The organism is Methylobacterium sp. E-005 (assembly GCF_022829725.1).
Lineage (GTDB): Bacteria > Pseudomonadota > Alphaproteobacteria > Rhizobiales > Beijerinckiaceae > Methylobacterium.
Genome location: NZ_JAKSYG010000256.1, coordinates 208483 through 220886 on the forward strand (window position 1 = coordinate 208483; position 12404 = coordinate 220886).

Here is a 12404-nt window from a genome sequence, read left to right on the forward strand (position 1 = left end):
GTCGTGATCGCCAAAAGTCTAGCCGCCACGTTAGCAGATGCTTAACGCCGCGGGCGGCCGCTGCGGATGGCGGCGGTCCGTGTCAGTCCTGCACCGGCCGCGGCGCCGAATTATGGCGCGGTGCACAAATCAAGCGACAGCGGATCAGGGCTCGTGCGAACCCTCTGCCGGGATCTCGGCGAGGATCTTGCCGGGGTTGAGCCGATGCTCGGGATCCATGGCATCCTTGATCCTGCGCATCAGGTCGAGACCGACCGGATCGCCGTAGCGGGCCAATTCCTCTCGCTTGATCAGCCCCACCCCATGCTCGGCTGCGATAGAGCCGCCCAGGGCATGGACGATGTCGTGGACGATGCGGTTGAAGCGGCCCCACTGCGCCAGGAAATCCGCCGCCGGCATGCCGACGGGTTGCGACAGGTTGAAATGGATGTTGCCGTCGCCGAAATGCCCGAAGCCGCAGGGACGCAGGCCCGGCATCTCCGCCATGCAGGCCGCGCCGGCCCGGTTCAGGAATTCGGGCAGGCGCGACAGCGGGACCGAGATGTCGTGCTTGATCGAGGCACCCTCGCGGGTCTGCGCCTCGGGCACGCCCTCGCGCAGACGCCAGAGGGCATCGTTCTGGGCGCCGCTCGCGCCGATCACGGCGTCCTGCACCGTGCCGGCCGCGAGCGCATCGCCGAGGGCGGCCTCGAGGGAGGCCTGCATGTCGGCGTCGGGCCGGGCCGAGGCGGCCTCGATCAGCGCGTAGGCACCGTGCGCGCCAGCCAATGGTGGGACCGCACCGGGGACATGCCGCAGGACGAGTTCCAGCGCGAAGGGCGGCAGGTACTCGAAGGCCGTCAGATCCCGGTCGAGCCGGGTCCGCAGATCGACGAACAGGTCGAGGGCGGCCTGTGCCGAATCCAGGCCCACCAAAGCGACGCTGGTGCTGCGCGGCTTCGGGAACAGTTTCAGCACCGCCGCCGTGACGATGCCGAGCGTGCCCTCCGAGCCGATGAAGAGCTGTTTGAGATCGTAGCCAGCATTGTCCTTCCGAAGTGCCCGGAGCCCGTTCCAGACCCGCCCATCGGCCAGGACCACCTCAAGGCCGAGCACGAGATCGCGGGCATTGCCGTAGGCCAGCACCGCGATGCCGCCGGCATTGGTGCTGATGCCGCCCCCGATCCGGGCCGAGCCGCGCGACGCGTAGGAGAGCGGGAACAGCATCCCGGCAGCCTCGGCGGCTTCCTGGACCTCCTGCAGGATCATCCCGGCCTCCACCGTGATGGTCGCGTCCACCGGGTCTACGGTCCGCAGCCGCGTCATCCGTTCCAGGGACAGCACCACGCCGCCCTGCGGGATACCGGCGCCGGTGAGCCCGGTATTGCCACCCAGCGGCACCACCGAAAGCCCCGCCTGCGTACAGGCGCGGACCGCGAAGGCCACTTCGTCGGTGGATCCCGGCCGCAGCACCGCCACGGCTGATCCCGTGAACAGCTTCCGGGTCTCGATCAGATACGGGGCCAGATCCTCCGGCTCGGTGAGCACATGGCGCGCGCCGAGGCCGTCGCGTAGCGCGGCGAGCAGGGTATCGGTGGTGGTCGCCATGGGTGTCATCGCGAAAATTTTGTAGACCAAGCCGCGCTGTCGGCAACTGCCCGTATGGCGTGCGGCGGCTGGCACCTTACAACGATTACGTCGATCACGGGCGGCGCCCGCCCGACCCCGGACGTTCCACCGCAGAGGCAGAGATGCTGTCCGTCATCCAGAACCCGCCCCGCGTCGCGCTGCCGATCGTCGGCAGCAGCGATCTCTTCCCTGTTCGCCGCGTCTACTGCGTCGGCCGCAACTACGCCGCCCATGCCCGCGAGATGGGTGCCGATCCGGATCGCGAGCCGCCGTTCTTCTTCATGAAGCCGGCCGACGCCCTGCAGATCGTGGGTTCCGAGCCGACGCCGCATCCCTATCCGTCCAAGACGAAGAGCTATCATTTCGAGGTCGAGATGGTGGCCGCGCTCGGCGGCGGCGGGACCGATATCCCGGTCGCGGACGCGCTCGATCATGTCTATGGCTACGCGATCGGCCTCGATATGACCCGGCGCGACGTTCAGGACGAGGCCAAGAAGCTGTCGCGGCCGTGGGACACCGCCAAGGCGGCGGACGGATCGGGTCCGATCGGGGCCCTGCACCCGGTCTCGCTGATTGGTCACCTGGCGCGGGGGGAGATCACGTTGTCGGTCGATGGGCAGACGCGTCAGACGGGTGATCTCGGCGATATGATCTGGTCGGTCGCGGAGCAGATCGCGTACCTGTCGGGCTACTTCGCGCTGCAACCGGGCGACCTCATCTTCACGGGCACGCCGTCGGGCGTCGGCCCGGTCGAGCGCGGCCAGCGCATGGTGGCGGCGATCGCCGGCCTCGGCGCAATCACCCTCGACGTCGTCTGATTCGGCATACGGACCGACATGCTCCTCGATCGGCGGCTGCTGCGGCGCCTGTTTCACCTCGGGGCGCTCGCCACCCGGGGCATGACGCTCGGCGTCCGCGGTGTTGCCATCGATCCGCAAGGTCGCGTGGCGCTGGTGCGCCACACCTATGTCAGCGGATGGCACCTGCCGGGCGGCGGCGTCGAGCGCGGGGAAACTGCGGCCGAGGCGATGATCCGCGAGTTCCGCGAGGAAGCGGAGATCGTCCCGGACGCGCCGCTTCGCCTGGCCGGCCTCTATCGGAACGTCGTGGCCGCCCCCCGCGATCACGTCGCCCTGTTTGTACTGCCGGCCTTCACGGTGCTTCGTCCCAAAAAACCCGACCCGGAGATCGCCGCATGCACGTTCTTCCCGGTCGATGCGCTCCCGGAGGGCACGACCCGCGGCACACGCGCCCGCCTGGAAGAGATGCGGCAGAGCCTGCCGCCGGACCCGCATTGGTGAATCGTCATGTGTGGGCAAAGAGACGCTTGCGTCGTCCCGCGGAATGGTGTTTAGAGAGCGCCGCCGGGGCCGCCGGCACGCAAGTCCGGGCGGCGCGGTTAGTGAGCGGGTGTAGCTCAGGGGTAGAGCACAACCTTGCCAAGGTTGGGGTCGAGGGTTCGAATCCCTTCGCCCGCTCCAGTTTTCCCAACCAGTCAAACGAAACACAGGGCCGCAGATGTGCGGCCTTTGTTGTTTCTATCGATCGGGACGCTCAGGGACGCGGTTCACGCTGGACGGCCCAGCATCCCGCATGATCCTGCGCGACGCCGACTGTCTGTCGAGCGCTGGACCAGTGCGCGACGCGAGCTTGGGCATCTGGGCGTCGGCGCCTCGCTGCACCGACCCCACCGGTTGATCGGTTGGCTGCTTGCAGACAACAGCGTCAGTTGGTCAGAAAGCCATCTGCCTGGCGGGATAAGGGCGGAGGTGCCGCCGCGCGGGCGACCCGTATCGCGTTGCCCTGCCGCATCGTCATCGAAGCGGGCGACGGACCCGCTTGCCGACGCAAGTCTCTGCTCAGGCCCGTCGCAGCAGGCTCGGCGAGCGGAAATCCGACCCACGGCTCTGGGCAGCACGCGGCGCCGATACCCGTTGATCCCCCTGCCGGATCTGCTCGATCAATTGCGGCTTGGCGTAATAGTATCCCTGCGCGCAACGGATCTGGGTGGCTCCCAGCAGATAGGCGACTTCCTCGAAGGTCTCGACACCTTCCGCCACGACCGACATGCCGAGCGCCAGACCGAGCGACTCGATCGCCTTCAGCACGATCTGGCTGCGCGGCCGCTTGTCGATATCCATGATGAACGAGCGGTCGATCTTCAGTTCGTCGGCGGTGATCTCCGCCAGCGCCGCGAGCGACGAGTAGCCAACCCCGAAATCGTCGATCGAGACCCGGGCGCCGATCGCGCGGATTCGCGGCAGGACCTCGAGCTGGAAGCGGCCCTTCGTGAAGAAGGCCTCCTCGGTCAGCTCGAGCACGAAGCGCCGTGCCATCCCGGTGGCGCCGAGGGCGTCGCAGAAGGCCGACATGAACGGCACGTCGCAGGCCTGCTTGGCGGCGATGTTGAGGCTCACCGAGACGTCGGGCCCGAACACCTCGTCGATGTCCGGCATGGTCCGCACGGTTTCGTTCAGGACCTGGAGGGTGATCTCGTTGATCAGGCCGAGCTCGATCGCCAACCCGATAAAGTCGCCGGGGGCCTGGATCATACCCAGTTCGTCCCGCCAGCGCAGGAGAACCTCGACGCCCGATACCGCGTGCGTGCGCATATCGACCTTCGGCTGGAAGGCGCAGCAGAAGCAGCGGTCGCGGATCGCGAGCCGCAGGCGTTGCTCGACCGCCATGCGGGCGGTGGCAGCGTGGCTCATCGTCTCCTCGAAGACGCTGACGCCACCCTTCACGTCGCCCTTCACCCGGTACATGGCGTTGTCGGCCTGCCGGCGCAGAATCTCGTAGGTTGTCCCGTGCTCCGGGAACAGGCTCAGGCCGATCGATGCCGAGGCGAAGATCTCGTGATCGTCGATGAAGAAGGGCTGCTTCAGGCGGTCCGAGATGTCGAGCACCGAAGCCAGGGTGGAGGCTTGATCGGTCACCGGACTGAGCAGGAGCACGAATTCGTCGCCGCCGATCCGGGCGAGCATATCGCTCGGGCGCAGGGCGCCCCGGATTCGGTCGGCCACCTTGCGCAGCAGGGCGTCGCCCGCTGCGTGACTGTAATAGTCGTTGATGTGCTTGAAATTATCGAGGTCGATGAAGGCCAGCGCGAAGCGGTCGCTGGGGCGGGCCCCGGCGATCAGATCCTCGATGCTGTGCTCGAACATCGTCCGGTTCGGGAGCCCCGTCAGCGCGTCGATATAGGCCCGCGCGATCAGGTCGCGCTGGATCGCGTGATGATGCGTGACATCCGTGATGGTCGTGAGCGTGAAGGTTTCTTCCGGGGTAGCGACCGGGCATGCCTGGGCCTCGACGACGAGATCACCGATCTGCTCGATGATCGCGGCATCCGGGCAGTCGAAGGCGATGGCCGGGAGATCGTCGACCGCCCGCGGCCCAAGGGCCCTGGCCGAGGCGTTGGCCAGGATGCAGTGCCCCCGCTCGTCGTGCACCACGATGCCGACCGGAATCGCCTGGATGGCGGCTTCGAGGAGGCCCTGACGATGTCTGGACGCGGACGTGCTCACGTCAGCCCTGCTGCCAGAGCGTCTTGGGGGCGCGCAGGCCGGCCTCCGCTGAGGCGTCGCCGCCCTCCAGGGGGCGCCGGAGCAGGCGCCGGTGCACCTGGTCGAGCGCGGCACCGTGGCCGCCCTCGGTGCCCGGCTCCCGCGCCAGACGGGCGCTTCCGGACGAATCCGCGTCGAGGCCGTTGGGCTTGCTCATGGTGGCCCCGCGCCAGCGCTCCACGACGGCCCCAACAAAGGCGGCACCCGGGATCGTGTCGCCGTGATCGGAGGCACGCCCGCTCATGTCGTTGCGTGGCTGACGCTCCGGGGGCAGGGCGGCGAACTTCATTCGCACCGGCATCGGAACGCCCTCACCGAAGGCGATGACCTCCCCGGTGCCGAGTGACGGCACGAAGGTCAGAAGGTTCACCGCGTCGGAGACCGCCGCGGCCAGGAAGGCCTGATCGCGATCGTTGGTCATCCGCATGGCGAAGAGTGTGCTGCACTGCGACATGATCGTCGGATCGAGCTCCGCGGGCCGCTGCGTGACGAGGCCGAGATAGACGCCGTGCTTCCGACCCTCGCGGGCGATCCGCGACAACGCCCGGCGGGTCGGGGTGAAGCCGATCGAGCGGTCGGCCGAGGCGTAGCGGTGCGCCTCCTCGCACACGAACAGCAGCGGGATCGCGCCCTCGCTCCAGATGCCGAACTCGAACGCGAGGCGGCACAGGACGCAGACCACGGCGTCGACGACTTCCATCGGCAGCCCGGCGAGCTGCATGATCGTCATCGGGCGCCCGTCGGGATCGAGCCGGAACAGGTGTCCCAGGATCTCGCCCATCATGTCGCCGCCGACATTGGCGTTCTCGAACATGAAGCCGTAGCGCGGATCGTTGCGGATCGCCTCGATGCGCGTGATCAGGCGGTGGTAGTGCATCCGCCCGACGCGGTTCTCGAGGCGGCCCATCCGCTCGTCGATCAGCGCGATCAGGTCCTGCAGCATGTAGGGAACCGGCGTATCGACCGTGTAACCGGAGCTCTTGCCGATGCTGCGCTTGACGACCTGCCGGTCGCTGGCTTCCTTGTACTGAGCGTATTTGCTCTTCGCCAGGGGAATGACTTCCGCGAGGATCTCGATCTCCTCGTCGATGGGCGAGCGGCCGCCGTAGATGACGTCCGCGATTTCCTCCAGGTTGAACAGCCAGAAGGGCAGCTTGAGATTGCGCGGGCTGATGACGCTCGCCTGGTCCCCGAAGCAGGCCGCATACTCGTTGTGGACGTCGAGCAGGAAGATGCGCACCGACTGCTGCGCGCGCATCACCTGATCCAGGATGACCGCGACGCCGCTGGACTTGCCGACGCCGGTCGTGCCCAGCACGGCGAAGTGTTTCGTCAGCAGATCCTCAACCTTGATGCAGGCCGGCGTGTCGGGATCCTGATACAGCGCACCCACCGCGGCCGTGTGCGCGGCGGAGACCTGATACAGGATGCGCAGATCCTCCCGGGGCAGCAACTCGACCGCGTCTCCGATGGCGGGGTAGCCGGTCACGCCCCGGCGGAAGCGCTTGATTCCCTCCTCCGACTGGATTTCACCCAGGAGGTCGATGCTGGCATAGGCGCCCAGCTGTCGCGACCGATCGCCACCCGAGGTGAGCGTCGTGATGATCCCGATCAGGAGGGCCGCGCCGGTCTCGATCCGCACGAAATTGCCGACCGTCGCTCGCACGTTCGGCCGACCGTTCTGCCCGGCCAGTTCGAGATGAACCTTCGAGCCGTCGATCGACGTCACCGAACCCATCCGCGCCGCGGTCGATGCGTTCAACTCGATACCGTCACCGTCCAGCATCACGTGTTTCCGAAGCTGCCAATCCAATATGCCGCGACGGTAGGGGCCTCAGATTAAAAATCCGACAAGACCGGTGTTCAGGATGCCCGATGATTAATCGTTTCTTCTGTCAATACATGTCAGACTTCGATACTCAAAGATATTCCGAGGCTGGTCACGATGAGGCTCCGGTCGACCAGCCTACACTCTACGTATAGATCTGCCGTTAGCTCACACGCTCTGATTGCATCGACGGTCCGCATGCAGTGCCGCTGTTCCGGCTGAAGGGTCATCGTTTGGCCAGGGCGTCTCGCTGCCTGGCGATGCATCACCGGCGCCACGAACCATGAGCGACCGGTCCTGCCGGTTGAACCGGCCTCGGTAGCGCGCCCCATTGTTTCGGCGCCGTCGTGTCAGTGAGCTGTGCAATATCGCAAGGTTCTCGATACGCGGTCCGTTCACCGCATGAGCGAACGCCCGTCGTCGAACGGGGCGGCATGGAAAGCTGGTTCATGTCGCAACCGGATTGCTTTGCACTTAGATGCGGCTCTCAGCCGCCCTCGTGATGCGTGCCCCGCCGCCGAATCGTCACCCTCGCGGACGGTGGCCGTGCTAGTCGCCCTGCGAGTCGGTGAAATGCTCGCGTTTCCAGCACTCGCCGGAGATACGAGCACCGTTCGAGCTCATGAACGCGTAGGGCGAGGATTCGACCACGACGCCGCTGCGGGCCCGGATGATCCAGCGATAACCCTCCTCGCAGGAGACGATCTCGACCAAGTGGGTGGGGAAGGAATGCATCGACATACCCGGTAAACGTGTCTGCGGACGCTTTCGCTCCGGGACCTTCGCGCGCAGGGTTACCGAAGCGCGCCGCGTTGCGCCCGCCGCCAGCAGCGGCCTGTCGCAGGAACGCGCGATGCCGTAATCCGTTCGCGTGGTCGAGCGGGTCAGCGGAGCCCCTCGTCGATCAGCAAGGATGTGGTATGGCGATCAAGGCCTTGAACGACCGGAAGAAGCTGTCGAACGACTTCAACGAGGCCAACGACGCCTTCATCGACGAGGTCCTGAAGGCCCTTCAATCGGGTGAAATTCCGCTGGATCTGGCCCGGGCCTATCTCGCGCACCCTGTCGCGATGATGCACACCGACGGGGCTCAGGCGGTGGCCGACTATTTCGAGCGCATGCTGGCACAGCGGCCGAACATCGACTGGATGCCCGGGAATTGACCGGCCCGGAAAGGAAGCACGGATGACCGCCGACGAGATCCATGACCTGAATCGGGCCCGTGCGGCGCTTGCGCGGCAGCGGAATGCCATCGCGCGCCGGATCGGCGGCCTCGACGTGGCGCCGATCTCCATGTCCGAGGACCTGACCCGGACCCTTCTGGCCATCGAGGCCGTGGACCGCGCTCTGGTGGATGCCGGCCAGCCGCACGTGGATATCGGCCCGGGGCCGGAGGCGTAGCCGATCGGATGCCGGGCTCAGCGCGCGATACCAAATCGTGCGGTCCCTTGCGCCCGGCTCCAGCACAAGCGTAGAGGCTCGCGGGCCCGGAGGAGACACGACGATGACTGACCGCCTGCCCGGCTTCAACACGCTGGCGATCCACGCGGGCGCCGCACCTGACGCCGCCACGGGCGCGCGGGCGACGCCGATCTACCAGACGACGAGCTTCGTGTTCGACGACGTCGACCACGCCGCCTCGCTGTTCGGTCTGCAGGCCTTCGGCAACATCTACACGCGGATCACCAACCCGACCAACGCCGTGCTGGAGGAGCGCATTGCCGCACTCGAAGGCGGCACGGCGGCCCTGGCGGTCGCCTCCGGCCACGCGGCCGAGTTCCTGACCATGCACGCCCTGATGCAGCCGGGCGACGAGTTCGTGGCCTCGAACAAGCTCTATGGCGGCTCGATCAACCAGTTCAACCACTCGTACAAGAACTTCGGCTGGTCGGTGGCCTGGGCCGAGAATGACGACCCGGCCTCGTTCGAGGCGGCGATCACACCGCGCACCAAGGCGATTTTCTGTGAATCGATCGCCAATCCGGGCGGCGTCGTCACCGACATCGCGGCTCTGGCGCAGATCGCCAAGCGGCACAACATCCCGCTCGTCGTCGACAACACGATGGCGACGCCGTACCTGCTTCGGCCCTTCGAGCACGGCGCTGACATCGTGGTGCATTCGGCGACCAAGTTCCTCGGCGGTCACGGCAATTCGATCGGCGGGCTGATCGTCGACGGCGGCACGTTCCAATGGGCGGGGGATGCCCGCTACCCGATGATGAGCGAGCCGCGGCCGGAATATTCCGGGATGGTGCTGGCCGAGACGTTTGGCAATTTCGGCTTCGCGATCGCCTGCCGGGTGCTCGGTCTGCGCGACCTCGGGCCGGCGCTGTCGCCCTTCAACGCCTTCCTGATCCTCAACGGCATCGAGACCCTGCCGCTGCGGATGCAGCGCCATTCCGACAACGCGCTGGTTGTCGCCAAGCACCTGTCGCAGCACCCGGCGGTATCCTGGGTGAGCTATCCCGGCCTGGAGACTGACCGCTACCATCAGCTCGCCAAGCGCTACACGCCGAACGGCGCCGGCGCGGTCTTCACCTTCGGCCTGAAGGGGGGGTACGAGGCCGGCGTGAAGCTCGTGTCGAATCTCCAGCTGTTCTCGCACTTGGCCAATATCGGCGATACGCGCTCGCTGATCATCCACCCGGCCTCGACGACCCACCGCCAGCTCACCGACGCGCAGAAGACCGCCGCGGGGGCGGGGCCGGACGTGGTACGGCTGTCGATCGGGCTGGAGGATCCGGCGGATCTGATCGAGGATCTGGATGGGGCGCTGACGAGCTGAGCAGCGCAGCGATCCTTCGTCGATCGGATCGAGCTCATCCGCGCCGTCTGCCGAGATCCAAAACCTCGGGCCGTTATCCGTGCATCGGCGACGAGGCACCGCTTTCCCGGATGATCCTCTCGACCTCCTCACGAATTGAGCGCCAGCGATAGGCTGTCGGCAGTGTGCGACTGTCGAGAAACGCCACCATAACGCGCACGATATCCCGCGGGTGAAGGACCTCGTTGTCCCGAACGGTGACGTGATAGCCGTTCGTGGCGATGCGCGTGACCTGCGTCACATCTCCAGTCCAAAGTCCGGCGACGAAGTGTTGGTGAGGCTGTCGCAGGTCGGGCTCGCCGCGCTCAAGCCGTGGATAGAGTCGTCGCTCGACGCTCACGCGGCTCACGCCAGCGCTGCCATCACGCCCACCTGCGGCCTGGACGTAGTCCCCCAACCCGTCCGTGCTGTCCTCTTCGAGAATCATGAAGCCACGGCCCTCTGCAGGGCACAGGAGGTCTACGGTGGACAGGATATCCTGTGGTTCCGGCTGGGGAATCGCCGCCATACCCTCGGCCGTCAGCACAAAGCGTCGACGGTTCCCCGTCATACCAGCCTCCTCAGAACGCCTCCGCCTCCAGCGCCATGGTGCTCTCGGCCCCGGCCTTGATCCGGGCCAGACGCAGGCTCGTCTCCGGCAGCATCCGTTCCATGAAGAATCGGCCGCCCATGAGCTTCGATTCCCAGCGCGGGGAGGGGGCTTCGGCCTGCTTGATCAGCGCGGCCTTGGCGATCCGGCCCCACATGTAGCCCAATGCGACCAGCCCGAAGAGATGCATGAAATCGGTCGCGCCGGCGCCGGCATTGTCGGGCTTGGCGAACGCGTTCTGCATCAGCCACATCACAGCACCCTGGAGGTCGTTCAGCCCGGCCTGGAGTGGTTTGACGAAGGGCGCCATGACGGGATCCTCGCCGTGATCCTTCACGAAGCTCTGGACCTCACCCAGAAAGGCCATCATTGCCCGCCCGCCATCCTTCGGCAGCTTGCGGCCGATCAGGTCCATCGCCTGGATGCCGTTGGCACCCTCGTAGATCATCGCGATGCGGGCATCGCGCACGAACTGCGACATGCCCCATTCCTCGATGTAGCCGTGCCCGCCCAGCAGTTGCTGCGCCTCCACCGCGTTGGCGAAGCCGCGATCGGTGAAGACGCCCTTCACCACCGGGGTCATGAGGCCGAGATAATCGTCGGCCGCCTGTCGCTCCTTGGCATCCTCCGAGCGGTGCAGGATGTCGGCCTGCAGCGCGGTCCAGAGCATCAGGGCGCGGGCCGCCTCGTTGAAGGCCCGGATATGCAGCAGGGTCCGGCGCACGTCCGGATGTACGATGATCGGATCGGCGACCTTCTCGGGCGCCTTGGCGCCGGTCAGCGCGCGTCCCTGGAGCCGGTCCCGCGCGTAGGCGGCGGCGTTCTGGTAGGCGACCTCAGATTGCCCGAGGCCCTGCACGCCCACGGCAAGCCGTGCCTCGTTCATCATCACGAACATCGCGTTGAGGCCGCGATTCTCCTGGCCGACCAGCCAGCCGGTCGCACCGTCGTAGTTCATCACGCAGGTGGCGTTCCCGTGGATGCCCATCTTGTGCTCCAGCGAGCCGCAGGACACGCCATTGCGCGCGCCGAGCGACCCGTCGGCATTCACGAGGAACTTCGGCACCACGAACAGCGAGATGCCTTTGGTGCCGGCGGGCGCCCCCTCGATTCGCGCGATGACGAGGTGGATGATGTTCTCCGCCAAGTCGTGCTCGCCGGCCGAGATGAAGATCTTGGTGCCGGTCAGGCTGTAGGAGCCGTCGCCGTTCGGCACCGCCTTGGTCTTGAGCAGCCCCAGATCCGTGCCGCAATGCGGCTCGGTCAGGTTCATGGTGCCGGTCCAGGCGCCCTCAACCATCCGGGGCAGGTAGAGCGCCTTCTGCTCCTCGCTGCCGTGCACCAGCAGGGCCGCCATGGCGCCCTGAGTCAGGCCCGGATACATGCCGAAGGCCAGATTCGCGCCCGAGGCGAATTCCTGGATCGCCGTATTGAGCGTGTGCGGCAGGCCCTGGCCGCCATACGTCTCGGGGACGGACAGACCCATCCAGCCACCGCTCGCATAGGTATCGTAGGCAGCCTTGAAGCCGGTCGGCGTGCGCACGCTGCCATCGGCCTCCCGGCGGCAGCCTTCGAGGTCGCCAGTCCGGTTGAGCGGCGCCAGAACCGCCTCGGCGAGCTTCGCACCCTCGCGCAGGACCGCCTCGACCACATCGGGCGACGCGTCGGAGAAGCCCGCCAGGTTGTCCCGCGTGTGGAAACCCAGCACGTCCGCGAGCAGGAACACCGTATCGTCGACCGGAGCGCGGTACTGCGGCATCGTGAGGCTTCCCCCGTCTGCGCGAATCTCTCGGAGCGATCCGCTTCAGCAGCGCATGTAACCGCCCGGCCGCCCGGGTAGCAACGGCTTGGTTCGGCCGCACGGCGACATGCCGCTGTCCATGCGGCGCACTGAACACCAAGCTGATTACCAGGTCAGTAGACCCTTAACCTCGTGTTTACCAAGAAAGTTAAGGATCGCTCTCGAACGATCCGGGGTGCCTTCATTGGATA

Annotated in this window: 11 protein-coding genes and 1 tRNA gene; 6 read left to right on the forward strand and 6 right to left on the reverse strand. The window is 66.6% G+C overall.

Going from position 1 to position 12404, the window contains the following annotated elements; translation table 11 throughout:
* Positions 1-144 precede the first annotated feature (144 nt).
* A complete protein-coding gene (locus tag MKK88_RS31940) occupies positions 145-1596 on the reverse strand; it encodes an FAD-binding oxidoreductase (protein WP_244007957.1) in 1452 nt (483 codons plus the stop codon).
* A gap of 134 nt (positions 1597-1730) precedes the next feature.
* On the opposite strand from MKK88_RS31940, the gene MKK88_RS31945 reads away from it, so the two are divergent.
* The 3 genes from MKK88_RS31945 to MKK88_RS31955 all read left to right on the forward strand — a co-directional run bounded on the left by MKK88_RS31945 (position 1731) and on the right by MKK88_RS31955 (position 3089).
* The gene (locus MKK88_RS31945) at positions 1731-2426 is read left to right on the forward strand and encodes a fumarylacetoacetate hydrolase family protein (protein ID WP_244007522.1); all 696 of its coding nucleotides are present in this window, start codon (positions 1731-1733) and stop codon (positions 2424-2426) included.
* Between the two features lie 18 nt (positions 2427-2444).
* Positions 2445-2909 (forward strand): NUDIX domain-containing protein, encoded by a 465-nt coding sequence (locus tag MKK88_RS31950; RefSeq protein ID WP_244007524.1) that lies wholly within the window; start codon positions 2445-2447, stop codon positions 2907-2909.
* A 105-nt stretch (positions 2910-3014) separates the two neighbouring features.
* Positions 3015-3089, forward strand: a tRNA-Gly gene (locus tag MKK88_RS31955).
* 378 nt (positions 3090-3467) lie between these two features.
* Here the strand turns inward: MKK88_RS31955 and MKK88_RS31960 are convergent.
* From MKK88_RS31960 to MKK88_RS31970, 3 genes are all read right to left on the reverse strand, one after another.
* Positions 3468-5132, reverse strand: coding sequence for a putative bifunctional diguanylate cyclase/phosphodiesterase (locus MKK88_RS31960; RefSeq protein WP_244007526.1), 1665 nt, complete (start codon positions 5130-5132; stop codon positions 3468-3470).
* A gap of 1 nt (position 5133) precedes the next feature.
* A complete protein-coding gene (locus tag MKK88_RS31965; protein WP_244007527.1) occupies positions 5134-6957 on the reverse strand; it encodes an ATP-binding protein in 1824 nt (607 codons plus the stop codon).
* A gap of 591 nt (positions 6958-7548) precedes the next feature.
* Positions 7549-7734 carry a hypothetical protein gene (locus MKK88_RS31970; RefSeq protein ID WP_244007529.1) on the reverse strand — a complete coding sequence of 62 codons (186 nt, stop codon included), beginning with the start codon at positions 7732-7734 and terminating at the stop codon, positions 7549-7551.
* Between the two features lie 185 nt (positions 7735-7919).
* On the opposite strand from MKK88_RS31970, the gene MKK88_RS31975 reads away from it, so the two are divergent.
* From MKK88_RS31975 to MKK88_RS31985, 3 genes are all read left to right on the forward strand, one after another.
* Positions 7920-8162 carry a hypothetical protein gene (locus MKK88_RS31975; RefSeq protein WP_244007531.1) on the forward strand — a complete coding sequence of 81 codons (243 nt, stop codon included), beginning with the start codon at positions 7920-7922 and terminating at the stop codon, positions 8160-8162.
* A 22-nt stretch (positions 8163-8184) separates the two neighbouring features.
* Positions 8185-8400: a hypothetical protein gene (locus MKK88_RS31980; RefSeq protein WP_244007533.1), complete on the forward strand. Its 216-nt coding sequence runs from the start codon at positions 8185-8187 to the stop codon at positions 8398-8400.
* A gap of 103 nt (positions 8401-8503) precedes the next feature.
* Positions 8504-9784 (forward strand): O-acetylhomoserine aminocarboxypropyltransferase, encoded by a 1281-nt coding sequence (locus MKK88_RS31985; protein ID WP_244007535.1) that lies wholly within the window; start codon positions 8504-8506, stop codon positions 9782-9784.
* 73 nt (positions 9785-9857) lie between these two features.
* Here the strand turns inward: MKK88_RS31985 and MKK88_RS31990 are convergent, their stop codons facing one another.
* Both MKK88_RS31990 and MKK88_RS31995 read right to left on the reverse strand, forming a co-directional pair.
* On the reverse strand, positions 9858-10373 hold the full coding sequence (locus MKK88_RS31990; RefSeq protein WP_244007536.1) for a hypothetical protein: 516 nt from the start codon (positions 10371-10373) through the stop codon (positions 9858-9860).
* A 10-nt stretch (positions 10374-10383) separates the two neighbouring features.
* Complete coding sequence (locus tag MKK88_RS31995; RefSeq protein WP_244007537.1) at positions 10384-12171, reverse strand: acyl-CoA dehydrogenase C-terminal domain-containing protein; 1788 nt, start codon at positions 12169-12171, stop codon at positions 10384-10386.
* Positions 12172-12404: the final 233 nt, after the last annotated feature.

Coding starts and splice junctions, on each gene's coding strand:
- MKK88_RS31940 (WP_244007957.1), bottom strand. CDS start 1,596: ATGACACCCATGGCGACCACCACCGATACCCTGCTCGCCGCGCTACGC.
- MKK88_RS31945 (WP_244007522.1), top strand. CDS start 1,731: ATGCTGTCCGTCATCCAGAACCCGCCCCGCGTCGCGCTGCCGATCGTC.
- MKK88_RS31950 (WP_244007524.1), top strand. CDS start 2,445: ATGCTCCTCGATCGGCGGCTGCTGCGGCGCCTGTTTCACCTCGGGGCG.
- MKK88_RS31965 (WP_244007527.1), bottom strand. CDS start 6,957: ATGCTGGACGGTGACGGTATCGAGTTGAACGCATCGACCGCGGCGCGG.
- MKK88_RS31970 (WP_244007529.1), bottom strand. CDS start 7,734: ATGCATTCCTTCCCCACCCACTTGGTCGAGATCGTCTCCTGCGAGGAG.
- MKK88_RS31975 (WP_244007531.1), top strand. CDS start 7,920: ATGGCGATCAAGGCCTTGAACGACCGGAAGAAGCTGTCGAACGACTTC.
- MKK88_RS31980 (WP_244007533.1), top strand. CDS start 8,185: ATGACCGCCGACGAGATCCATGACCTGAATCGGGCCCGTGCGGCGCTT.
- MKK88_RS31985 (WP_244007535.1), top strand. CDS start 8,504: ATGACTGACCGCCTGCCCGGCTTCAACACGCTGGCGATCCACGCGGGC.
- MKK88_RS31990 (WP_244007536.1), bottom strand. CDS start 10,373: ATGACGGGGAACCGTCGACGCTTTGTGCTGACGGCCGAGGGTATGGCG.
- MKK88_RS31995 (WP_244007537.1), bottom strand. CDS start 12,171: ATGCCGCAGTACCGCGCTCCGGTCGACGATACGGTGTTCCTGCTCGCG.